This window comes from Acinetobacter sp. GFQ9D191M, from assembly GCF_011174875.1.
GTDB lineage: Bacteria > Pseudomonadota > Gammaproteobacteria > Pseudomonadales > Moraxellaceae > Acinetobacter.
Genome location: NZ_JAALGV010000041.1, coordinates 1 through 20905, shown reverse-complemented (window position 1 = coordinate 20905; position 20905 = coordinate 1). Strand labels below are relative to the sequence as shown.

Annotated in this window: 20 protein-coding genes; 8 read left to right on the top strand and 12 right to left on the bottom strand. The window is 43.9% G+C overall.

The genetic code is table 11. The features are described from left to right. Window positions 1–80: 80 nt before the first annotated feature. Window positions 81–1868, top strand: a complete 1788-nt coding sequence (locus G5T77_RS07575; protein WP_240904227.1) for a GGDEF domain-containing protein — start codon at window positions 81–83, stop codon at window positions 1866–1868. Window positions 1869–1881: 13 nt separating this feature from the next. Here the strand turns inward: G5T77_RS07575 and G5T77_RS07570 are convergent, their stop codons facing one another. Beyond that, on the bottom strand, window positions 1882–2340 hold the full coding sequence (locus tag G5T77_RS07570) for a GNAT family N-acetyltransferase (RefSeq protein WP_240904220.1): 459 nt from the start codon (window positions 2338–2340) through the stop codon (window positions 1882–1884). Between the two features lie 379 nt (window positions 2341–2719). On the opposite strand from G5T77_RS07570, the gene G5T77_RS07565 reads away from it, so the two are divergent. Beyond that, complete coding sequence (locus tag G5T77_RS07565; RefSeq protein WP_166137681.1) at window positions 2720–3205, top strand: hypothetical protein; 486 nt, start codon at window positions 2720–2722, stop codon at window positions 3203–3205. A 34-nt stretch (window positions 3206–3239) separates the two neighbouring features. Here G5T77_RS07565 and G5T77_RS07560 read toward each other — a convergent pair whose 3' ends face one another. After that, a complete protein-coding gene (locus tag G5T77_RS07560) occupies window positions 3240–4121 on the bottom strand; it encodes an alpha/beta fold hydrolase (RefSeq protein ID WP_166137634.1) in 882 nt (293 codons plus the stop codon). 154 nt (window positions 4122–4275) lie between these two features. On the opposite strand from G5T77_RS07560, the gene G5T77_RS07555 reads away from it, so the two are divergent. Then, the gene (locus G5T77_RS07555; protein WP_004784921.1) at window positions 4276–4548 is read left to right on the top strand and encodes a hypothetical protein; all 273 of its coding nucleotides are present in this window, start codon (window positions 4276–4278) and stop codon (window positions 4546–4548) included. Between the two features lie 138 nt (window positions 4549–4686). Further along, window positions 4687–5184 (top strand): DUF2505 family protein, encoded by a 498-nt coding sequence (locus G5T77_RS07550; RefSeq protein WP_005236909.1) that lies wholly within the window; start codon window positions 4687–4689, stop codon window positions 5182–5184. Between the two features lie 53 nt (window positions 5185–5237). On the opposite strand, the gene G5T77_RS07545 is transcribed toward G5T77_RS07550, so the two are convergent. Then, on the bottom strand, window positions 5238–6515 hold the full coding sequence (locus G5T77_RS07545; protein ID WP_166137632.1) for an MFS transporter: 1278 nt from the start codon (window positions 6513–6515) through the stop codon (window positions 5238–5240). A gap of 317 nt (window positions 6516–6832) precedes the next feature. On the opposite strand from G5T77_RS07545, the gene def reads away from it, so the two are divergent. Beyond that, window positions 6833–7321: a peptide deformylase gene (gene def, locus G5T77_RS07540; RefSeq protein ID WP_166137630.1), complete on the top strand. Its 489-nt coding sequence runs from the start codon at window positions 6833–6835 to the stop codon at window positions 7319–7321. Here def and G5T77_RS07535 read toward each other — a convergent pair whose 3' ends face one another. From G5T77_RS07535 to sdsA, 9 genes are all read right to left on the bottom strand, one after another. Then, window positions 7322–7759, bottom strand: a complete 438-nt coding sequence (locus tag G5T77_RS07535; RefSeq protein ID WP_166137628.1) for a heavy metal-binding domain-containing protein — start codon at window positions 7757–7759, stop codon at window positions 7322–7324. Between the two features lie 3 nt (window positions 7760–7762). Beyond that, on the bottom strand, window positions 7763–8119 hold the full coding sequence (locus G5T77_RS07530; RefSeq protein WP_103799673.1) for a YbjQ family protein: 357 nt from the start codon (window positions 8117–8119) through the stop codon (window positions 7763–7765). A gap of 57 nt (window positions 8120–8176) precedes the next feature. After that, on the bottom strand, window positions 8177–8974 hold the full coding sequence (locus tag G5T77_RS07525) for an RsiV family protein (protein WP_159123400.1): 798 nt from the start codon (window positions 8972–8974) through the stop codon (window positions 8177–8179). A gap of 138 nt (window positions 8975–9112) precedes the next feature. Beyond that, window positions 9113–10579 carry a multidrug efflux RND transporter AdeIJK outer membrane channel subunit AdeK gene (gene adeK, locus G5T77_RS07520; protein WP_166137626.1) on the bottom strand — a complete coding sequence of 489 codons (1467 nt, stop codon included), beginning with the start codon at window positions 10577–10579 and terminating at the stop codon, window positions 9113–9115. Then, window positions 10579–13755, bottom strand: a complete 3177-nt coding sequence (locus G5T77_RS07515; RefSeq protein ID WP_166137624.1) for an efflux RND transporter permease subunit — start codon at window positions 13753–13755, stop codon at window positions 10579–10581. Before G5T77_RS07515 ends, adeK begins: the two co-directional genes overlap by 1 nt. 13 nt (window positions 13756–13768) lie before the next feature. After that, window positions 13769–15040 (bottom strand): efflux RND transporter periplasmic adaptor subunit, encoded by a 1272-nt coding sequence (locus G5T77_RS07510; RefSeq protein ID WP_166137622.1) that lies wholly within the window; start codon window positions 15038–15040, stop codon window positions 13769–13771. A gap of 35 nt (window positions 15041–15075) precedes the next feature. Then, window positions 15076–15678, bottom strand: a complete 603-nt coding sequence (locus G5T77_RS07505) for a phosphatase PAP2 family protein (protein ID WP_159123404.1) — start codon at window positions 15676–15678, stop codon at window positions 15076–15078. 159 nt (window positions 15679–15837) lie between these two features. Next, window positions 15838–17880: a site-specific recombinase gene (locus G5T77_RS07500; RefSeq protein WP_159123405.1), complete on the bottom strand. Its 2043-nt coding sequence runs from the start codon at window positions 17878–17880 to the stop codon at window positions 15838–15840. A gap of 15 nt (window positions 17881–17895) precedes the next feature. Continuing rightward, on the bottom strand, window positions 17896–18873 hold the full coding sequence (gene sdsA / locus G5T77_RS07495; RefSeq protein WP_004784900.1) for an All-trans-nonaprenyl-diphosphate synthase: 978 nt from the start codon (window positions 18871–18873) through the stop codon (window positions 17896–17898). A 444-nt stretch (window positions 18874–19317) separates the two neighbouring features. Between sdsA and rplU the strand changes: the two genes are divergently transcribed. From rplU to lolA, 3 genes are all read left to right on the top strand, one after another. Beyond that, on the top strand, window positions 19318–19629 hold the full coding sequence (rplU, locus tag G5T77_RS07490; RefSeq protein WP_004784898.1) for a 50S ribosomal protein L21: 312 nt from the start codon (window positions 19318–19320) through the stop codon (window positions 19627–19629). Window positions 19630–19648: 19 nt separating this feature from the next. Beyond that, window positions 19649–19903, top strand: coding sequence for a 50S ribosomal protein L27 (gene rpmA, locus G5T77_RS07485; protein ID WP_004784896.1), 255 nt, complete (start codon window positions 19649–19651; stop codon window positions 19901–19903). Window positions 19904–20150: 247 nt separating this feature from the next. After that, window positions 20151–20843, top strand: coding sequence for an outer membrane lipoprotein chaperone LolA (gene lolA, locus G5T77_RS07480; RefSeq protein ID WP_004784895.1), 693 nt, complete (start codon window positions 20151–20153; stop codon window positions 20841–20843). Window positions 20844–20905 lie beyond the last annotated feature (62 nt).

Below are 20905 nucleotides of genomic sequence, written 5' to 3'. Positions count from 1 at the left end.
AAATACTGTCTTTGCAAAACATGATAAGGAATGTCTATTCTGTAATATTGATTTGGAGCATTAGCTGGGTCCTATTAGTGATGATTCCAGTTTTCGCCCAGGCATCTCTTGAATCTTCCTCTGTCACGCAGCACAGTCAACCGCATATTTCCGAAATTCACTTTACTGAAGATCATAGTAGCCAATTGCCCCAAAATTGGCAGTTTTATCCAAACCAGTTTATTACTGAACCAAGTTCCGTACTTACTCCGCAAGAGGTTCAATTACCCGCTTCATTTAAAGACCTGACCGGTTCAAATATTGGCTATGGAACCTTTATCGGACATTTCAAAATTCCATCAGAATTTATCGGACGTCGGATCGCCGTGCATATTCCGGCTGAATATGGTGCCTATCGAATCTATATCGATGGAAAATTTATTCTGCGGCATGGGGAAATTGCGAAAACAGCGGAAGAGCAGAGAAATGAAAGGGCTCCTCGAATCGGTTATTTTGTTCCTGAGAGTGAATATTTCACCATGAGTATTCAGGCCTCAAACTATACCCATCTGCATGGCGGGATTGAACAGCCTATACGCATTGGAACAGCCGGAACTATTAACCGTCAGTATCAGCAGCTTATGATGAGCATCAGTATAGTCTGTGGACTGGTGCTTGGGGTGGGCTTTTTCACGATTCTTTTTTCAATGTTTAGGGGATCAACAGAACGCAATAGCAAAAGTATTTTTATCTTTGGCTTGTTCATTATTTTTCTGGCCCTGCATAACTTTTTTGCAGCGCCGTATGCCTATTCGATCGTGACTAAGCTCGGTTGGCTATGGGGAACACGCCTAGAATATCTGTTCACTTTCCTGGCGATTCTATTTTTCCTCAGTTATATGTACCTGTTTAATCAGCGCTATTTGCATCGATTTATTTATAGTGTTGCCGCAGGACTTTTACTACTGAACTGTGTCGTAACCCTGTTGACCGATCCGGAAAATTTTCAACGTCTGGCCTTGTATAGTGCGATTTTCGGGATAGTCGTGGTGGTCAATTTTATCTATGGCTTTTATCAGACTTTACATCATAAAGACAATTATTCGCGCTTGACTCTCTATGCGGTCATTTTTCTATGCCTGACCTTTATAAATGACTATTTATTGCTGATCAATGTGATTGAAAGTGTGCATCTGTCTTTTATCTCGACCAGTCTGTATGCCGTGATCATCATGTTTCAGCAGTCGCAAAATTATGCCCATCAAACCTATGCGACAGAGCAGTTGAATATGAATCTGAAAGAGTTAAATAATTCACTCGATCAGAAAGTCAAAGCACGTACCGAGCAATTACGTGAACTGAATGCCAAACTCGAACATCAGGTGAATATTGATGCTTTGACGGGTGCCTTTAACCGCCGTGCTTTAAATGACCAAATCCAGCAGCAGTTTTTATACTGTCAGCAACATCCACACAGTACACTGATTTTTGCCATGCTCGATGTCGACTATTTTAAAAACTACAATGATTATTATGGGCACTTAAAAGGAGATGAAATTTTACAGAATCTGGTCAAGGTCATTCAGACGGTACTCCCCGAATCCGCGTATTTAGCCCGTTATGGTGGAGAAGAATTTGCGATTCTACTTACTGATGTACCTGTCCAGGCAGCATTTCAATCTCTGGAAAAAGTCTTAATCAAGATTCGCGAACAGCAATTTGAACATTTAAATCGCACAGATGATAAATCCTATGTCACGGTTAGTATGGGCATTTCTTGGATGGATCAAGCACATCTCTATCCAGATATTCATGCACTGATGAAAGCGGCAGATGTACAGTTATATGCGGCTAAGCAGGCAGGGCGAGATCAACTTAAAATGACATAAAAAAGTTTTAATTTTAAAAAGCGTATTTATATAAATGATAATTTTCTTCATTTTCCGATTGAGAATTCGGTGAGAAAAATCCATTTTTTTGATAATAACTTAAAGCCGTTTGAGTCGATTGGACTTTAATTTTATGGATATTTTTACGCACTAAGGATTTGTGCATCTGATCAAAAAGCTGGGTGCCAACCCCGAGTCGCTGGAAACGTGCAGCCACATAGTGCATCAGGATTTCTCCAGTGTCACTGACCAGCAAAAAGCCGACAATCTGATCATTTAAAATATACACCCAGCAGTCGTTATAAAGCATTTCCACAATTAACTGGGCGTGATTAAACTGCTCCAGCCAGCGCTGGATCACGCTGTCTTCACGTTGATGATCCAAAATACAGGATTGAATACTGTCGTGGATGACCTGAATTATTTGAGGTATATCTTGAATCTTCCCTTCACGAATCATAATTTTATTCATTTACTCGACCATAAAGAGAGACCTTTTATTTGAAGGAAAATGCTCAAAAAAACAAATACCAATCATGTAGCTTTTTGAGTGCATTTGCTAAAGAATCCAGAGTTGATGATCGATTCTGTAGTGATTTGTCTGATTTATTTATCCTGATCAATATTGGCCTCTAAGATTAATTCTAATTTTTAACAAGATTTTAGATCCTCATTTCAAATTGAATACTGGAAAATAAGGCTCAACTAAAGAAAAAAATCCAAGAAGATCTAAAAAAATCCTCAAGTTTGCTGTACAAAAAATAGACTTGTGTTAAGTTAAAAGAAGATCGCCAAATCAAGAATTGGCAGACCGTGATAAAAATAAAATTAACCACACGAGATGATCAATGATGCTTAAATTCCTGATTTTTTCATGTCTAGCCCTGATAATTTATGCGATGTGGTTTATCGGCATGAAAATCTATAAAACCCAGCGTTATGTAAAAAGTAAACGTGTCAAAAAAGCGGACCCGATTTCCAGTAGTACTGAAGAGAGTCAACCTGAGTCTCAGGAAACCTTGCATGTGGTCGATGCCTATGAGCTGGAACTGTTTGATGATGTGGCGCAATTATTTTTCCAGCATCAGGTTCAGATTCAGGACCGCAATGAAGCAGAGCAGTTACAGCAGGAATTGCTCCGTAAAATGCCGATGCATACCGGTACACAAATCCGTCAGATGGATTTAGGCGAATGGTCAATTTTCTGGAATTTTTATGACCAGTCACTGGAATATTATGTCGGCCGTTATGGGGTATTTTATGCCCATGTCGACCGTTTCGGCGAGGAACACCGTCAGGAAATCAGAACCGATATTCAACAGGCACGTTATGCTTAAGCAGCTAAATGCTTAAATGCTCTAGAAACTAAAATCAAGCTGCATATTTGAGTTGATGTAATTCGCTGAACTTGGTGAGCACTTCATCCCAGAGCTGTTCTGCGCCCTGACGGAAATAACCCATATGTCCCATATGCTTGAGTCCATAATCAGCTGCCTGAATATTGATATAATGCAACGGAGCCTGACGATAATGTTGCATAAAAGCCTGTCTGGATTCAGGTAAGGCCCAGGCATCATCAAGCGCGGCTACGGCATAAATAGGTGTTTTTACCGCGGCATAATGGGTATGCAGGTCTTTCAGTTCAGGATCGGCAAAGAAATAGGTCGGATTTTTACACCATTTTCGCCACTGACGATAAACATCACGTGGCAAGTCAGCGCCCATATTTAAACGGCTCCATGGCAAATAGCCTGTCACTGCCACCATCGGTGGGAAAATAATATTCCAGATTACCTGAACCTTGATTCTTTCAGTTAAAGGCATATAACCATGCCAGCCAGCACCAGTGCCAAAGCAGTACATTGCTTCAATGCGATCATGATATTTGCTTAATCCCAAGGCCTGTCCGCCATAGGAATGGCCAATCATATAGATGTCCAGACCGGTTTGGCTGAGATAATCAATCGCAGCGCTGAGATCATATTGTCCCCAGTCCAGATAGGACATCTTAAAATTCTTTAACCGTTTAGGCGCAGAATTAGCCACCCCACGATAATCAAAAGTCAGTACCTGAAAACCTGCATGTGCTGCATAATCGGCAAAGCGCCGGTAAAAAGCTTGGGGAACACCTGTCGCACAGGCGATGACAATATTGGCTTTGGCATATTCACTGCGGTAAAGCTTGCCGGTTAAGGTATAGCCATCTTCTGCCAAAAACTGCACGGTTTCGACCTGAACTTTTCCTTGTAGCATACTGGATATCCTTATACGTGGATTGAATCAGGGGAGGTGAATCTATATTATTTTTAATCTGATCTAAGCCATGATGTCAAAACTCACGAGTCGTAAATGACATCTATGCTTAATATGGCATGCAATCGCCTCATACAAAAGGAAGGGCTGCCTCATGCTGATTGATTTTCATCAGGCACAATTACAGAAATTTATGGCTCTGGCGACTCAGGTTGAAGCCGAACCGGAACACTATCTACAGTTTGATTCCGTTTCTGATTTTTATAAGGCCAGCTGGTTAAAGAAATTTCCTGCGGGTACGGTCTGGTATGCTTCTGGTCTGGATGATGGGGCAGAAGAATTTCATGCGGTCATTGAGTATCGTGAAGTTCAGCTTTTACTCAGCTGTGGACCCTGTATATCTGCAAAAATTGCCTGGAAACATTGACCTCAATGCCAATTTTTCTCAATAAAAAAATAATGACAGCCGATGTAAAATTGACTTAAATAGCTTATCTTCTCTGTCAGATGATTCATTTGACTTAATTTGAGTCCATAACCCCTAATAAAAATAAGGAAAATAGATATGGCCCACCAGTTTACCGTAAACGCAATTATTCGCGGTGTCTCGATTGATGAGTTTAAGCGTCTGGCAAATGACATCAGTTTGCATGAAGCGGTTTGTCATCGGATCCCTGCTCAAAATATGGAAATTCTGGTTTCAGAAAAGCAGGGACATCTGTATACCCTGAAACGTGCCTACAATCTGGATGTCAAAATCCCAGATATTGCCAAGAAACTGCTGAAAGATGCGTTTCGCTTGCAGCGTACTGATGTCAGTAATCTAGAAGAAATGACTTCTGTTGTGGAACTAGGTGCCAATCTGCCAATTGAAGCTAAATGTCAACGTGCCGTAACAGGTGATGAACAGCAGATTCAGTTCCAGTTGAACTGGACGGTGAATGTGAAAGTGCCTTTGGTCGGTGGCATGCTGGAAAAACATGCCGAAGGTGAAATCCGTAAATTCAGTGAAATCGAGATCAGTATTGTGGAAGATGAGCTACGCAAGAATCTGAAAGCTTAAGCTCGTATTTTCACGCTTAGAAAAAGAGCCTGTGAGTCAGGCTCTTTTTTATTTTAGGCTGTTTTTTCAAATTTGCTGCGGTAAAGCAGGGCAGTGAAGAGAGTCACTAGACAAACGGTCCAGATATAGTACAGGGCGCCAATATTGCTATACAGGCTCAACCATTGTACCAGTGGCAAGGTGATTCCACCTGCAATCGCATAGGCCAGATTATAGGAAAATGAAATTCCGCTAAAACGGATTTGTGCCGGGAACATTTTCACCATGCTATAAGACACCATGCCCACGGTTCCTGAGCTTAGACCGAGCAACATGTAAAGCATGAACACCGTTGACGCTTCAACATGACCCAGACTGTGATAAAAAATCCCAGCCATTGCCGCGACAAAAATAGAGCCAAGTAAAATGACCTTGCCTGCACCGAAACGGTCAGCCAGTACACCAGCGATAATGCAGCCGAGCATTTGCATCAGGATTGCAGCACTTTGCATCTTGAACGCATCAGCACGTTCGAAACCAAAACTCGCCACTAGCAAATTTGGCATCGCCAGAATCAAGACTACCACGCAGCCGGTCAGGAACCAGGTAAATAACATCCCAATGCCTACAGCAGTTTTGTGGCTTAACAGCACCTGTTTAACCGGTAATTCTTTAGATAGCTCTTTTCGAGCTTGCATGGCTTTAAAAACTGGAGTTTCTTTCAAATAACTGCGCAGGTAAAGGGCCACAAAACCAAAAATCCCACCTACAATGAAAGGAACGCGCCAAGCCCAGTCTTTGATTTCTGCTTCAGTGAATTGAAGGGAAATAAACAGCGACATTAGGGCACCGAGTAGAATTCCGAGTGATAGGCCAGCGGTCAGTAAGCCATTGGCAATCCCAATCCGGCGTTCTGGTACATGCTCAGACACGAAGGTCCAAGCTGCCGGAATTTCACCGCCAATCGCAATACCTTGAACAACACGCATCAATAGCAGCAGCAATGGTGCAGCATAACCAATACTTTCAAAGGTCGGCATGATCCCAATCATGAGGGTCGGTAGCGCCATCAGCAAGATGGATAAACTGAATAGTCGTTTACGACCGATCAGATCCCCAAAATGCGCCATCACCACACCGCCGAGTGGACGGAAGAAATAGCCTGCGGCAAAGATGCCATAGGTATTCAGCATGGCCCAAAATGGACTCAGGGTACTTGGGAAGAACAGTTCGGAAATTAATTTGGCATAGAACACATAAATGACGAAATCATAGAATTCCAGTGCGCCACCTAGGGACGATAGTCCGAGGGTGCGTTTATCAGCATGGCTCAGATAGGGTTGTGCATTCATGTGGTCGTTCCATTATTTAATATCCATGACTTGATTGCTGATTTTAAAGAAGGGTTATTTTCTTGAATAATCAATCTTTCTTTGTTTAATCTAAACTAAAAGTTATTAAAATTTAAATGAATAAAATTATTTGGAATGTTTTGATTAATTATTTTCCTTTCAGGTGAAGTCTTTAAGGCAACCATAAGCTGGATTTCGACATACTACTTAAAACACAGCTTATCTTTTTTAGACGTATTTATTCATTTTAGTATGATGTTCATTCTGTAATTTTCCCTCTAAGATAGAGTTAAATGAAAAAAATACAGGATAGCGCGATGACAAATACCTTGGCGGTGGCACAGCAAGGTGAGGCCATTTTAACCCTAATTGCCAGTCCGGTCACACAGGCTGAATTTGACAGTGACTGGTTGCGGCAATTTAACAGCGCCTTGATGGAGACCATGCAACAACGTCAGGGCGTGGGCATTGCAGCACCGCAGGTTTATGTCTCTAAACGCATTATTATTGTCGCATCACGGCCCAATTTACGTTATCCAGACGCGCCGTATATGGAAGCTGTGACCATGATCAATCCGGAGATTATCAGTGCTTCAGCTACGCAAGTATTGGGTGAGGAAGGCTGTTTAAGTGTGCCCGAACAAAGAGGGAGAGTAGCTCGAGCAGAAGAGATTCAGGTGCGTTATTTTACCTTAGAGGGAAATGAAATGGTTCAAGTGTTCAAAGGCTTTCCGGCACGAATTGTACAGCACGAAATTGACCACCTGAATGGAATTCTATTTGTAGAGAAGCTTGCAGAAGCATAATTACTTGGTCTGAATTGCAGTGCCATAAGCAAAGACTTCAACCATACCGCCTTGCATGCCAAGTTCAGTCGTACTGAGGCGGATTCCCATAATCTGGTCAGCGCCCATTTTTTCTGCTTCCAGTTTTAACCGTACTATAGCTTCACGTCGTGCCCGTTCAACGACACTCTCATAACTGGTCAAACGACCACCTAACATGTTTTGCACATTAGCAATCGCATATTTAAAGTAATCATGTGAAATGACCACATTGCTGCTGATCATATGACCGGGGAATGTAGATTCGATGAAACGGCTATTATTGACCCGGATATAAGCCAAACGCTGTTCCTGTTCATCCAGATATTGCAGATGCTTGCGCTCGTTAAAGCGACCAAAACCGAAACCCACGCTGAACAGAATGGCAAAAATGACAATCTGTATAATCAATCCGTCCATGCATTAGTTCGCCTGTGGAAATGGATCAGGCAGTTTAGGCATGACCGGATCAACGATGACTGCAGTGCCATACACAAACAGTTCAGAAGCACCTTGGGCAATATTTGAGGTAGAAAAACGAATACCCACAATCGCATTGGCACCCATACTGCGGGCTTTTTCAATCATCCGGTTCATGGCTTCCTGACGGGATTCTTCCAGTAATTCGGTATAAGCGGTCAACTCGCCACCGACAATATTTTTCAGACCGGCCAGTAAATCACGTCCAACATGCTTACTGCGCACAGTACTGCCATACACCACATCAATCTGCTGGCGAATGGTATGTCCCGGTACAGATTCCAGATTGCTGAGTAACATTCATATCCCTAAATTAGAAAAAATACTTTGATTATTATTACACTTAAAATAGATAGTTTAGTCATTATAAATTTCTTCAGATGACTCAGGCAGCTGGGGTAAATACTTTGTTTGGATCACCCCTTGAGCTGACCAATAGGGAAGTTCAAGTTCAGTAATACCTTCTGCATAAGAAGCCAATTCATACAATGGATAGACAAATACAATTCCATTGGCATTGAAATAGAAATTATCACTTACTTCAAATGCATTTTGCTCAATATGATGTTGTTCAAGCCACTCACGATTATGTTCGTAAAGTTCAGTTTTGAGTTTTTCTTTGCTTGCAGGTGCCAAAATATCATTCAGGCTTAAACGCTGCTTGGTATTGAGATCAAAAATAACGTAGTCACTATGATGCATACCATGTGCAGCGCCTGCTGGGTAATATTCGGAAAAGTATGTAAAGTTTGCGATATTGTAATGCTGACCGATATAACGTACAGCAGTGGTACTGTAGTTGGTTGATGGCATTTCAGGATCAAGAGTGACCTCTACAGCAGGTGATTTGTCGAAAGCTTCAGCATGGTCTTTTTGTAAACGCTCCAAAAAATATTGGTTTAACCAATTTACATTCGTTTTCACTGTTTGCAGATGATATTTAGTGCAACTGGCAAACTCATCCTCACTGGCTGGATGGCATACTTCATTTTTACTGAGCTGTACACGTTCAGTTTTAGCCTTAATCAACGGTAAGCTTTCTTTTTCAGCGACGGTTTCCGCTGTTGGTTCAGGTTTTGAATCTACTGTATTTTTTTGTTGGCATGCGGTTAAGAAAATTGAACTTACCAAGGCAGATAACAATATTTTTTTCATCGATTTACATTTTATAAAGTGTTAAGTCTCATCCAATTGAGTATACAGATTTTTTGATTCAATCAAAATATATCGGCTATTGGACCAACGTATAAAAAAAGCCCACCGAAGAGAGCTTTTCTGAAAAAGAGATTAAGCTTATTTTGCCTGTTCGGCACGACGCTGTTCGGTCACAGACGGGCGATACGCTACGGTGTCTGAAGTGTTAACTTTCAAACCACCACCAAGACTCTTGTACAGCTCAACCTGGCTGTTCAGATTCGCCTGTTCAAGTAATAACAAACCTTGTTCTGCTGCATATGAAGCACGTTGTGCATCCAGTACAGTCAGATAGCTGTCAATACCGGCACGGAAACGTGCTAGAGACAGGCGGTAAGTCGTGTTGGTCGCATCAACCAGACGGCGTTGAGCAGCAATACGGTCACCAATGTTCTGTCGTACCGCCAGGGCATCATTCACTTCACGGAATGCAGTTTGAATGGATTTTTCATAATCTGACAGCGCAATTTGCTGATCTGTTTCAGAAATACGAATATTGGCCTGACGTGTACCCCAATCGAAAATTGGAATATCCAGACTTGGGCCTACAGACCACGCAAAACTGCCAGATTTGAACAGATCACCCAGATCCGCAGATGCAAAACCTGCAGAACCCGTCAGACTGATGGTTGGGTACAGACGTGCACGGGCAGCCCCAATATTGGCACCTGCCGCAGACAGACGGTATTCAGCTGCACGTACATCCGGACGGTTAATCAGCAGGTCACTTGGTAAGCCTGCACCTAGGGCCGCATTAGAGGTAATGCGGGTAACACGTTGTGCCGGTAACAGGTTGGCCGGTACGGGTTGACCTACAAGCAGATTTAACAGGTTTTGTGCCTGAGCCACCTGGGTGCGATAGTTGGCAACATCATTACGCGCAGTTTCAACAGAAATTTGCGCCTGACGTACTGGAAGTTCGCTATCGATCCCAACATCAAAACGTTTCTTGTTCAGGTTGTAAGATTCAAGCTGGGCTTTCAGCGTTTGCTCAGCCAGCGCCAGATTGGCATTGGCAAATGAGTAACTCAGCCATGCTTGGGCCACCTGACCGATCAGAGAAATCTGAGTCGCATCACGCGCACTTTGAGTCGCCAGATAAGTATCTAAAGCATTGTCACGCAAGCTACGCACACGACCCCAGAAATCTAGCTCAAATGCAGTTACGCCTAGACCGACATTATAAGTCGTCACAGCGCCACGGCTTTGCGGGTTGTTACTGCCAGTATCCTGACGTAACACGCTGCCGCTCGCACCAATGGTTGGCAGACGGTCATTTTCAGAAATCTGATAAGCCTGTTGGGCACGCTGAATGTTTAATGCGGCAGTACGCAAATCACGGTTATTGGTCAATGCCAAGTCCAGTACCTGTAACAGGCGCTGGTCAGCAAAGAATTCTTTATAACCCTGTTCTGCTACAGAAGTACCTGAAGCATTGGTATAACTGCTTGGGATATTCGCCTCTGCAACGGGCTCTGGGCCACGCATGCTTTGACATGCAGTCAAAGCAAGCGCGAGGGCAGATACCGCAATGCTACGACCTGTAATAGACCATATATTTTGCATTACGACTTGTACTCCTGATTTTGTTGTTTTGGTTTGTATTTAAAGATACTTCGAATCCACACGTAGAATACAGGAATAAAGAAGATACCTAAAAGAGTCGAACTGATTACACCACCGAGGACACCATAACCGACGGAGTGCTGGCTACCCGCACCGGCACCTGAAGCAAGTGCTAGTGGAAGTACACCAAAACCGAAGGCAAGGGTGGTCATGATAATTGGACGTAAACGCATTTTTGCTGCATGCAGGGTCGCATCAAACAACTCTTCGCCTTGTTCCTGCAGCTCTTTGGCGAATTCCACAATCAAGATTGCGTTTTTCGCAGAAAGACCAATTACGGCAATAATCGCTACCTGGAAGTAGATGTTATTCGACAGGTTCGGGTCTTTAAACAGAATCATACCGCCAAAGGTCAATAGTAATGCACCCACGATGCCTAATGGTACAACCAGAAGAACCGAGAATGGAATTGACCAGCTTTCATACAATGCAGCCAGACACAGGAACACGATCAACAGTGAAAGCGCGTACAAGAATGGTGCCTGTGCGCCAGACTCACGTTCTTCCAGAGACAGACCAGTCCATTCATAGTCGAAACCTTGCATGCCCATTTCAGGAAGCTTGGCAATGATTTCTTCCATCGCACGCATTGCATCACCTGAGCTCACGCCCGGTGCCGGTGTACCCTGAATGTTCATTGCAGATACGCCGTTATAGCGTTCTAGACGAGGCGAACCATAGGTCCATTCACCCGTTGCGAATGCAGAGAACGGTACCATTTCGCCACGGTTGTTACGAACATACCACTGGTTCAGGTCTTCCGGCATCATACGAGAGCTGGCTTCACCCTGAACGTACACTTTTTTCACTCGACCACGGTCAAGGAAGTCGTTGATGTACGAACCACCCCACGCCATGCTCATGGTGCTGTTAATTTCAGAAATGCTGACACCTAAAGCACCGGCTTGTGCATGATCGACAATCACACGGTACTGCGGGTTATCTTCCTGACCATTTGGACGGACACCTGCAAGACGTTTGTCTTGTGCAGCCAGACCCAGAACAGTATTACGCGCTGCCAAAAGTTGCTCATGGCTTTGACCACTTGCTGCTTTTAACTGCATGTTAAAGCCGGCAGATACACCCAGTTCAGGCATTGCTGGCAATTGTAATGGCATGATGTAAGACGCATCTTTCACAATCATGTTCAGTGCCATACCACGCTGGATAATTGCACCGACCTGTGATTCTGGTGTGGTACGTTCAGACCAGTCTTTCAGTTTGATAAATGCCAGACCAGCGTTTTGACCTACACCTGTGAATGAGAAACCAGCCACACTGAAGACAGATTGGACATGATCTTTTTCATTTTCCAGGAAGTAGCCTGTCATGGTATTGATGACTTTATCGGTACGTTCCAAGGTTGCATTTGGTGGCAACTGTACCAGCGTCATCACGACACCTTGGTCCTCATCAGGTAAGAATGAAGAAGGCAGTTTCTGGAAGATCAGCACAATAATTCCGATCACCACCGCATAGATGATACCGGAGAAAATTTTGTGGTGGGTCATACGATTGACACCGCCCTGATATTTCACAGAAACACGGTCAAAGCTATGGTTAAACCAGCGGAAGAAACGCGCAGCCGGGTTGTTGCTTTGCGGCTTGTTCGGATCATGCTGTTTCAGAATGGTCGCACACAGGGCAGGGGTAAAGGTTAAGGCCACCACCAGAGACAGAACCATTGCTGTGACCAGCGTGATTGAGAACTGGCGATAGATAACCCCTGTAGAACCACCAAAGAATGCCATTGGTACGAATACTGCAGACAGTACAGAGGTAATACCGATCAGCGCACCAGAGATCTGTTTCATCGACTTTGCAGTCGCCGTCACAGGATCAAGATGCTCTTCAGCCATGACACGTTCAACGTTTTCGACCACAACGATCGCATCATCGACCAGCAGACCAATTGCAAGAACCATCGCAAACATGGTCAAGGTATTGATCGAGAAGCCGAAGATATTAATGATTGCAAAAGTACCTAATACAACCACTGGAACGGCCATGGTTGGAATAATCGTTGCACGCCAGTTCTGCAAGAACAGGAACATCACGATGAAGACCAGAATGACCGCTTCGATTAGGGTATGAACCACCGATTCAATCGATAACTGAATAAATGGTGTGGTATCAAATGCCAGGGTATCTACCATCCCTTGCGGATAGTTCGGACGTAACTGTTTTAGCCGTTCTTCAACTGCTTCAGCGGTATCCAGCGCATTGGCGCCAGTTGCAAGTTTAATCGCAACACCGCCAGCCGGTTTACCGTTGAATTTAGAATCAAACTGGTAGTTGTCTGCACCCAGTTCTACACGTGCGACATCGCCCAGACGGACTTGAGCACCTGAAGTGGTATTTTTCAAGAAGATGTTTTCGAACTGTTCAGGTGTTTGCAGCAGACTTTGCGCATTCACCGTCGCATTCAGCACCTGACCTTCAATCTGTGGCGCACCACCTAATTGACCGACAGCCACCTGAGCGTTCTGGGTACGGATTGCCTGAGCCACATCACTTGGAGTCACTTGCAGACTAGCCATTTTGGCTGGATCCAGCCAGATACGCATTGCATAAGAACCTCCAAAGACCTGAACTTCACCAACCCCGGCCACACGGCTTAAAGGTTCAGAAATATTTGAGTTCACATAGTCTTTAATGTCATCTGCAGTCAGGCTGCCATCAGGCGAATAGAAAGCTAATACCTGAAGGAAGCTGGCACCAGATTTGGTAACACGTACACCCTGACGTTGTACATCATCAGGCAAAAGTGCAGTCGCTGACTGTAACTTGTTTTGTACCTGTACCTGTGCGATATCAGGATCGACACCCTGTTCAAAGTTTAAGGCGATGGATGCCTCACCGTTACCGGCACTGTTCGAAGAAATATAACGCAAGCCATCCAGACCGTTCATCTGCTGCTCGATGATCTGCGTTACTGTATTTTCTACAGTCGCTGCAGATGCACCCGGATAAGTCGCAGAAATGGTGACTGTCGGTGGCGCGATCGTCGGATATTGAGCAATTGGCATTTTGCTGATGGTCAAAATACCCGCCAGCATAATTACCAATGCAATCACCCATGCAAAAATCGGGCGATGGATAAAGAATTGAGCCATGAACCATTACTCCTTATGCATTTGCAGCAGGTTTTTGTTCAGGTTGTTTCTTTGCATCATCTGCCTTTTTTGCATCTGCTGCAGGTTGCTGTGCAGCTGGTTGAGCAGCACCTTGTGGGGCAGCCGCTTGAGGTTGATAAGGTTTAGGCACCACTTGCTGTTCAGGTTTTACCTTAGCAATACCGTCAACAATCACTTTATCACCCGGATTCAAACCTTCGGTTACGATCCAGTTGCTGCCTTGAGTCCCGACTGTCGTTACTGGACGTGGAGTCACTTTATTGTCAGCACCCACCAGCATCGCCATGGCCTGACCCGTAGGTGTACGGGTTAACGCCGCTTGTGGAATCAGGAAGGCATTTGGAATTTCGCCTTGTACGATTTGCGCTGTGGCAAACATACCTGGCAGAAGTAAATGGTTTTTGTTCGGGAATACTGCACGTAAAGTCACAGTACCTGTTTCAGGGTTCACGCTGGCATCCGAGAATGCAAGACGGCCTTCGACAGGGTAGATGCTGCCATCTTCAAGCTTTAACTTCACTTTGGTGTTGTTTGAGCTGTTGAGGTTGCCTTTGCTTAGCTGTTGACGCAGGCGCAGCAGTTCAGCACTGGATTGGTTGATATCTACATAGATTGGATCTAGGCGCTGAATCGTAACCAGTGGTTCTGTCTGATTTGCAGTCACTAACGCACCCGCCGTAATCGAAGAACGGTTAGTTTGACCAGAAATCGGTGCACGTACGGTTGAATAGCCCAGGTTGATTTCAGCATTACGTAAAGTTGCACGGTTTGCATTCAAATCAGCTTCAGCCAGTTTGACCTGTGCTGCGATGTCATCGTATTCCTGTTTAGAAATGGCATTGGTACCGACCAGTTGACGGTAACGGCCTTCTTTAACACGCAATACACCTAAATTCGCTTCAGCACGGGCAATCGCAGCACGGGCATTATCAACAGTAGTACGGTTAGTGCTTGAATCGATTTCATAAAGCGCCTGACCTTCACGGACATAGCTACCCTCAGTGAATAAGCGTTTAAGCACCACACCACTAGCCTGTGGACGTACTTCAGAAATCTCAAATGCTGTTGTACGACCTGAGAGCTCTACAGACTGCTCGACACTTTGTGGCTGTGCAACAAGAATACCGACTTCAGTCGGTGGCATTTGCTGCTGAGCACCAGCTTGCTGGCCCTCTTTAGGATCTTTGCTACAACCAACAAGTGCAAGACTTGTTGCTAATGCGCAAGCAGTCAGGGCGGGTGCCCAAAGCTTTGCAGACATCATTGTTCCACCTCAATTGGATTCTTATCTAAATTTTTTTATTTGTGAGCCGTGCAATATCTGATCCAGACCATATACCACAACGAAATCCAAATAAAACTTATACTCCAGCCGGATATGACATCTGAAGGAAAATGTACACCTAGATAAACTCTTGAAATACCCATAATCAGCATCCATGCACCTGCACCCATCCAGATGATGGTATGTCGGGGATGTTGCCGATATATGAATATTGCCAGACAGCCGAGACAGGCTGCATAGACGCTATGGGCACTCGGGAAGGAGCTTCCATAGCTTTCAACCAGATGAAAAGACTCTGCTGGTCGAGGTCGGGCAATACTGAATTTTAAAAGCCAGCCTAGGAGAATTCCTCCGATAATTCCGATACATATAAAAATTACGCTTGCATACTTTTTATACCACAGTAGAAAAATACACCATAGTGTGGATAAAAATAATACAAATGGCATGCCACCTATCACTGATAAGGACTGATTAATTTGATTTAAAAATTCTGTGCGATAGCCGCTAATCCATTCTATTGCAAGCACATCTAACTGGCTTAAAGTTGCAATATCAAGAAATAACACACTGAAAATTAAAAATAAAATTCCGACAATAAGTAACAAGTAATGCATGCCAAAAATCCTTGTCCTTTTAACCGTTATTCAACCGGTTAACTGTCTGCGCTAAAGTGTACTTGCCAGTACACTTTTTTTCAAGAGTGCGTATTTTATGCAAATTCCATTTTTTATTTATGGGATTTTGTACCTAAATGCCCAAATATTCTCGCAATTTTACAGTTTTGTGGATGTATGATTTTCGTCAATTTCAATGGTTTGCTTCGGCGGCCAGAAAAACTCACTTGGGCGAGTCAGGAAATGGGTCATGACCAGTTTGGCGAGCGGTTTCCACTGTTCGAAACGCACCCGTCGTGCGCGTAATGCCACAATAATGGTCAGGCTGAAACTTACAAAAAGGTTAGTCAGACCAATCAGCAGAACACCCAGGAAAGAGATGATAATGAGTCCAATATCTGGACCATTAATATTGATCAGTCCTTGGATAAAGTTGGCAGACGCAAAGGCAATATGACGAATATCTAAAGGTAGACCGAGAATGAAACCAATAGTACCCATACTGCCCAGCATAACCCCAAAAATGAAATTACCCGCCAGTGCACCTAGATTACGCTCAATATAATCGGCAAATCGATGCAGACGTTCTTGTCCCATCAGTTGTGACAGGCGCACATGAGCTCTCAGACGAGGACCGACCTTCCGATACACTGCCATATTATCGAAATAACCGGCTAATAGGCCTGACAGGAATAAACATACGCCAGCCACTGCTGCATGAGGAATCGCCAAAGAAGTAAATGGGTTCAGGTCATATAAGGTTTTGGCTGCTTTGGCATGCGTCATTAATGGCTCATGTAGGGCAAACTCCCACATCAGGGCAATCAGTGCTGCAACCGGGATTGCGATGGAAATGTTCCCAAGAATCGCGACAAACTGGGTCCGGATAATATTCACAATCAGGGCAGCCAGTTCAGCAATCTGGGCAGTTTTCGAACCCTTACGCTGCTGTACGGTAGAAGCCAGTGCAGCTGCGGTCATTGCCGGTTGTTTGGTCGCAACGGTAAAGTGCAGTACATGAATTAGCATAAAACCGAGCGAATAGTTCATGCTATAGCTAAAGGCTTGCATTAAAGGTGCCATGGTGACACGCGCCATTAAGACTTTCAGCGAAGCCATAAAGGCAATGATGACACCGGCACCGGCTGCCGATTTGTACATGGCCAGAAAGCCTTGCTTGTCGGTACTTACATAATGTTCACCGGTTTTACTGGCATTTTCAGTCACCTGTAAAGCCAGGAGTTCACTATTGGTAGTCAGTAAGGCACGCACACTGCGTTCACTATAAATTGCTTCGGTAATATCGGCGATAAACAGGCCAATGGATTGATAACGCAGGTCATCATCATCCAGCACCATATTCAGCAGGATTTCAATCCGTTCCAGACACTGTTCCAGTAAGGCCAGCATATAGGTCAGGCTGACACTGACCCCAATCCGTTTGGTAGAGCGGCGAATTTTGGCGACAACATCGTGACACTGCTCCAGCATGACCAGAGCTTGGGAAGCATCTGGCGGCGTAATCGCATCCACCAGTTCTACCGTGTTATAGCGTTTTTTATATTCCTGGATAAATTCAATGATCTCACGGTTTTGCACCAGAAAAGGTGATTCATATTCCATGAGCTCAGGCTGAGCATTAATAAATTCAGGATGCAGACCGATCCCACTCACCCGGTAGGACAGAATCGTTAGTGCTTTAATGATCTGATCTTTGATTCGGGTTTTTTCTACCTGATTAGAATGACCCTGATTTACAACAGCAAAAAGTCGCTGCCAGTCTGCTTCATCAAAATAATCCAGCCAGTATTTATCGGTACGCAAATAGAAAATCTTGCGGAACAATTCCTGAAGCTGCAGATGATCTGGAATCACCGGCAGGATATGCGCCCCGATCCGCTGATTCAGCTGGTTCCAGAAACCATCTAGAGAAAGAATCCCGGTATCGGAAAACAAGCTGGCTTGTTTATAACGATTGATAACTCTTAAAGTGAAACTTTGTAAGGTTAAGACTGCATTGGGAGTGAGCAGTAAAGCCCGGATAAATGCATTAAATTTTGTTTCGATTTCTTCTGTATTTCTGCTGTCTTCTGGGCGTATACGTTCTACAAGTTGGATGAGCAAATTCTCATCCAGCACCGCCTGTGGTTGTTCAAGCTGGTGCTGCATGCTTTGAAAAATATCAAGAAAATTAATATGCATAGGCGAGGTAAGCGGCTATTGAATCCGGTGAAGAGCCAGTTTGGCCAGATTAACGAGGGCCTGACGATACTCTGAATCGGGTAGTGCATTCAAGGCTTGAATTGCAATTTCTGTTTCTTCAGTTGCACGCTGGCGGCAATAATCCAAAGCGCCAGAATCATTTACAATCTTGATCACTTCTGCCAAATGATCTGTTCCGCCCGTTGCAATACTGCGACGAATAATTTCATGTGATTCACCGGTCGTATTCTTCATGGCAGCAATCAATGGCAGGGTCGGTTTGCCTTCCATCAGGTCATCACCGATGTTTTTACCTAGGGTTTCAGCATCAGATGTATAGTCCAGAATGTCATCAATAATCTGGAAAGCATTACCGAAGTGACCGGCGAATTTACGTAACGGTTCACGGAACTCAGTCTTGTCGGAAAGAATAGCGGCACCTTCGGTCGCCAGTTCAAACAGGCGAGAAGTCTTGCCATGAATAATGCTCAAATAGGTTTCTTCTGAGGTTTCTGGCTGATGTTGCGATTGCAGTTGCAGAACTTCGCCTTCGGCAATTTCGCAGGTACCCGTAGAGAAGTCTTTGAGCAGGGTCATATTGTTAAGGTCGACCAACAAATCAAAGGCACGCGAAATTAGGAAATCACCCACTAGCACAGCTGTCTGATTGTTCCAGGTCGCATTGGCAGTTGGACGGCCACGGCGTAAGCCTGACTCATCCACAACATCATCATGAACTAGAGTTGCCGTATGCAACATTTCGATAATGGCGGCCAGTTTGCGATGTTGTTCCAGTTCTACGGCACCACAGGCTTTTGCTGCCAACAGGCACATGATTGGGCGCATACGCTTGCCGCCAGCTTCAACCACATGCTTGCTGACCGCCATCACCAGCGCTACTTTTGAGGTAATTCCTTCGTTAATGAATGTGTCCATCGCAGCAAAGTCGTTAGCAACAGGAGCGAGAATATCTTGCTTAAAGTCGATGGCCATGTGAAAGAAAACCTCTAGTTTGGTAAATCGCAGCGGGTAGTTTAACAATTTATAACATGAGTGAAAGCTAAGAAAAGCACAAACTCCACTAAAAATCAGCTTTTTATAGCACTTCTTTGAGTTTAGCCTAAATTTTGACATTTAAAAAATGAACAATATCTTTCCGCTAAAGTTTTTTTCTAAACATTCTCAGGCAGCTGGAAAACTCGGAATTGAGCAGCGTTTTTTGGTCAGTATATCCGGTATTAATCTTTGATTTTGAATGAATAATTTAATGATTTATAGGCTTTATAATGGAGTTCATGATTATTTCCTTAAAATGGCTTGTTGTTTCTTATAATATCCCTTAAAATCTTTGCCCTTGTATAACCCCCAGTGGCGCGCGTTTTAAGATCGATATATTCCTTTATCGGCACGTCGACACGGGCATGTTTGGAGTACATTATGTACGCAGTAATCCAAAGCGGTGGTAAACAGCACCGTGTAGTTGAGGGTGAAACCCTTAAAGTTGAATTATTGAAAGCTGAAACTGGTTCAACAATTACGTTTGATGACGTACTTATGCTTGTAAACGGTGATAGCATTCAAATCGGTGCTCCAGTTGTAGCTGGCGCTAAAGTAACTGCAGAAGTAGTTAGCCATGGTCGTCACGACAAAATCCGCATCATCAAAATGCGTCGTCGTAAGCACTACCGTAAACAACAAGGTCACCGTCAATGGTTCACTGAGTTGAAAATTACTGGTATCTCAGGCTAATTACTAGGAGTAAATAGACATGGCAACTAAAAAAGCCGGTGGTTCGACTAAGAACGGTCGTGATTCGAATCCTAAGATGTTAGGTGTTAAAGTTTACGGTGGCCAAACTGTAACTGCAGGTAACATCATCGTTCGTCAACGTGGTACTGAATTCCACGCTGGTCAAAACGTAGGTATGGGCCGTGACCATACATTATTTGCTACTGCTGATGGCGTAGTAAAATTCGAAGTGAAAGGTCAATTTGGCCGTCGCTACGTATCTGTTGAAGCATAATTTGCTGAAATAGAAAAAAGACCCACAGTTTCTGTGGGTTTTTTTATGCATGAAGATTTATCGGCTTATAAAGCTGTGACAGCGAATGTAAATATCACTATTGAATCTTCATCATGATGAATAAAAACAGGAATTCTGCATTAATAACAATACAAAACTTCTTATTTTCTATCATCTTAGTTCGAGAAATTGGTTTAATATGAGCCATTAGATAAATAGCAATATGCAAATACAAAAAGGTGAGATTATGAGTATGCTTCGTAAAACTGTATGTGCCATAACAATCGGTACGGCGACACTGGCACCTGTCATGAGCACGACTGTATTTGCCGCAACTGCAGCGACGGAGCAGCAAGCTACTGCGAATCTGGTGAAACAGCTCAGCAATATCCGTAGCTTAACTGCAAATTTTGAACAAACGACTAAAGTCACGAATCCGAAAGCGACCCAGAAAAAAGGCTTAACCGCCCAGCACATGAACCAGACCTTTAAAGGTGTGATGAAGGTGGCGCGTCCAGGTAAATTCTACTGGGAAACTTCTAGTCCATCTAAACAGACCATTGCCACTACAGGTAAAACCGTATGGATCTATGATCCAGACTTGCAGCAAGCAGTGCGTCAGAGTCTAGACGATCAAGTGGCAAATACACCGGCATTATTATTGTCCGGCAATACCAGCCAGATTATGCAATCTTATCGCGTAACTCAGCCGAATAAAGCTAAAACCTATTACACGCTTTATCCGAAAAATACCGATGGGGTGTTTGAAAGCCTGACTATTAGTTTTGGTGCGAACAAAGCGCCTAGCTTGATGATTTTGCAAGATTCCTTAGGCCAGACTACGAATATTAAATTTAGTAATGTAAAACTGAATACCACGATTCCGGCATCTACGTTTAACTTTACTCCGCCAAAGGGCACAGACATTATTGATCAGTAAGCATCAATACACCCTAAATAAAAAAGCAACCTTCGGGTCATTGCTGTCCCATAGTTTGCTTT

What these genes read in the sequence shown, in the direction of transcription:
- G5T77_RS07545 (WP_166137632.1), bottom strand. Translation starts at nt 6,515, where the DNA reads ATGAATGCACAACCCTATCTGAGCCATGCTGATAAACGCACCCTCGGA.
- G5T77_RS07555 (WP_004784921.1), top strand. Translation starts at nt 4,276, where the DNA reads ATGCTGATTGATTTTCATCAGGCACAATTACAGAAATTTATGGCTCTG.
- G5T77_RS07535 (WP_166137628.1), bottom strand. Translation starts at nt 7,759, where the DNA reads ATGGACGGATTGATTATACAGATTGTCATTTTTGCCATTCTGTTCAGC.
- G5T77_RS07565 (WP_166137681.1), top strand. Translation starts at nt 2,720, where the DNA reads ATGCTTAAATTCCTGATTTTTTCATGTCTAGCCCTGATAATTTATGCG.
- G5T77_RS07510 (WP_166137622.1), bottom strand. Translation starts at nt 15,040, where the DNA reads ATGATGTCTGCAAAGCTTTGGGCACCCGCCCTGACTGCTTGCGCATTA.
- G5T77_RS07575 (WP_240904227.1), top strand. Translation starts at nt 81, where the DNA reads ATGATTCCAGTTTTCGCCCAGGCATCTCTTGAATCTTCCTCTGTCACG.
- G5T77_RS07570 (WP_240904220.1), bottom strand. Translation starts at nt 2,340, where the DNA reads ATGAATAAAATTATGATTCGTGAAGGGAAGATTCAAGATATACCTCAA.
- rpmA (WP_004784896.1), top strand. Translation starts at nt 19,649, where the DNA reads ATGGCAACTAAAAAAGCCGGTGGTTCGACTAAGAACGGTCGTGATTCG.
- G5T77_RS07525 (WP_159123400.1), bottom strand. Translation starts at nt 8,974, where the DNA reads ATGAAAAAAATATTGTTATCTGCCTTGGTAAGTTCAATTTTCTTAACC.
- def (WP_166137630.1), top strand. Translation starts at nt 6,833, where the DNA reads ATGACAAATACCTTGGCGGTGGCACAGCAAGGTGAGGCCATTTTAACC.
- G5T77_RS07530 (WP_103799673.1), bottom strand. Translation starts at nt 8,119, where the DNA reads ATGTTACTCAGCAATCTGGAATCTGTACCGGGACATACCATTCGCCAG.
- G5T77_RS07550 (WP_005236909.1), top strand. Translation starts at nt 4,687, where the DNA reads ATGGCCCACCAGTTTACCGTAAACGCAATTATTCGCGGTGTCTCGATT.
- lolA (WP_004784895.1), top strand. Translation starts at nt 20,151, where the DNA reads ATGAGTATGCTTCGTAAAACTGTATGTGCCATAACAATCGGTACGGCG.
- adeK (WP_166137626.1), bottom strand. Translation starts at nt 10,579, where the DNA reads ATGCAAAATATATGGTCTATTACAGGTCGTAGCATTGCGGTATCTGCC.
- G5T77_RS07515 (WP_166137624.1), bottom strand. Translation starts at nt 13,755, where the DNA reads ATGGCTCAATTCTTTATCCATCGCCCGATTTTTGCATGGGTGATTGCA.
- rplU (WP_004784898.1), top strand. Translation starts at nt 19,318, where the DNA reads ATGTACGCAGTAATCCAAAGCGGTGGTAAACAGCACCGTGTAGTTGAG.
- G5T77_RS07505 (WP_159123404.1), bottom strand. Translation starts at nt 15,678, where the DNA reads ATGCATTACTTGTTACTTATTGTCGGAATTTTATTTTTAATTTTCAGT.
- sdsA (WP_004784900.1), bottom strand. Translation starts at nt 18,873, where the DNA reads ATGGCCATCGACTTTAAGCAAGATATTCTCGCTCCTGTTGCTAACGAC.
- G5T77_RS07560 (WP_166137634.1), bottom strand. Translation starts at nt 4,121, where the DNA reads ATGCTACAAGGAAAAGTTCAGGTCGAAACCGTGCAGTTTTTGGCAGAA.
- G5T77_RS07500 (WP_159123405.1), bottom strand. Translation starts at nt 17,880, where the DNA reads ATGCATATTAATTTTCTTGATATTTTTCAAAGCATGCAGCACCAGCTT.